Source organism: Pyrobaculum sp. (assembly GCF_049971835.1).
GTDB lineage: Archaea > Thermoproteota > Thermoprotei > Thermoproteales > Thermoproteaceae > Pyrobaculum.
Genome location: NZ_JBMFKV010000346.1, coordinates 1 through 1,526, shown reverse-complemented (window position 1 = coordinate 1,526; position 1,526 = coordinate 1). Strand labels below are relative to the sequence as shown.

The 1,526-nt window shown below is 66.9% G+C and carries 2 protein-coding genes; both read left to right on the top strand.

Features of this window, described 5'->3' with window-relative positions:
* The coding region (gene thrC / locus ACP5J3_RS14510; RefSeq protein WP_428496329.1) for a threonine synthase at positions 1–838 on the top strand (838 nt) is incomplete at its 5' end.
* The coding region (locus ACP5J3_RS14505) for an aspartate kinase (RefSeq protein ID WP_428496328.1) at positions 835–1,526 on the top strand (692 nt) is incomplete at its 3' end. The genes thrC and ACP5J3_RS14505, both read left to right, overlap by 4 nt.

The window sequence follows — 1,526 nt, the reverse complement described above, 5'->3', positions numbered from 1 at the left end:
GGTGACCGTGGCGAGGGAGAGCGGGGCTAACAAGGTGGTTGTCGCCTCCACTGGCAACACCGCGGCGTCTGCGGCGGCTTACGCGGCTAGGGCTGGGCTTAGGTGCTACGTGGTTCTGCCGAGGGGGAACGTGGCGAGGGGTAAGCTGGTGCAGGCGGCGCTTCACGGTGCGGAGCTTGTGATGGTAAACGGCTTTTTTGACAAGGCGCTGGAGTACGTGGTTAACTACGGCACTAAATACGCCTACCCCCTCAACAGCTTCAACCCGTGGAGGCTGGAGGGGCAGAAGACCCTCGCTTTTGAGGTGTATGAGGAGCTGGGGTGTCCGGACTACGTGGTGGTGCCGGTGGGGAACGCCGGCAACATATCTGCTATCTGGAAGGGGTTTAGGGAGCTGGCCTCCCTGGGGCTGTGCCGCAAGCTTCCCAAGATGGTTGGGGTGCAGGCGGAGGGGGCGGCGCCGCTGGCGGACGCGTGGGAGAGGGGGCTGGACGAGCCTCTATTCGTCGACGAGCCGAGGACCGTGGCGTCGGCTATCAAGATCGGGCGGCCTATCAACTGGCCTAAGGCTCTGAGGGCGGTGAGGGAGTCGGGGGGCTTCTTCGTGAAGGTGTCTGATGGGGAGATTATGAGGGCGCAGAGGCTCCTGGCGACTAGGGACGGCCTGGGGGCGGAGCCCGCCGGGGCGGCTTCGGTGGCGGCTGCCCTGAAGCTCGGCCTCGGGGGGACGGTGGTCGCCGTGGTCACCGGACACGCGTTGAAGGACCCCGACGCGGTGGAGGTGTCGGCTAGGGAGGTTAGGAACGCCGAGGAGCTCGTGGAGCTTTTGGAGCGATGAAGCCCGTGGTTAAGATCGGGGGGTCGCTTCTCCGCTCCGCGGCTGACTTCAAGAGGGCGGCCGCCTTCGTCGCGTCGTACCGGGAGCCTCCCGTGGTCGTCGTCTCGGCTATCAAGGGGGTGACGGACATGTTGCTGGAGCTTGAGCGGACTAGGAGCTACCTACTCTACGAGGAGGTTCTCCACAGACACCTCTCCGTGGCCAGGGCGCTGGGGGTGGAGGAGGCTGTGGCCCCCCTATTGAGGGAACTGGAGGCGGCTCTGAAGGCGCCGCGGGGCCCGTGGTCCGCAGATCACTTCGCCTCCTTCGGCGAGAGGCTGTCGGCGAGGATTCTCCACGGAGTTTTGGCGGCCATGGGGGTGGAGGCGGGGCTGTTCGAGGCGCCGGTGGTGACGGACAGCAACTTCGGCAACGCGGAGCCCCTCCGGCTGGAGCGTAGGGACGAGATCGCGGAGCCGGGGGTGGTGGCGGTGGTGACGGGCTTCATCGGCAGGGACGGGGAGGGCCGCTTCACGACCGTTGGCCGCGGGGGTAGCGACTACACGGCCACCTACGTGGGGAAGGAGATCGGGGCGAGGAAGGTGACTTTGGTGACCGACTCGCCGGGGGTCATGACGGCGGATCCGCGGGAGGTGGAGGAGGCCTACGTCCTGCCGCTCCTCTCCCTCCAGGAGGCGGTGGAGGCGGC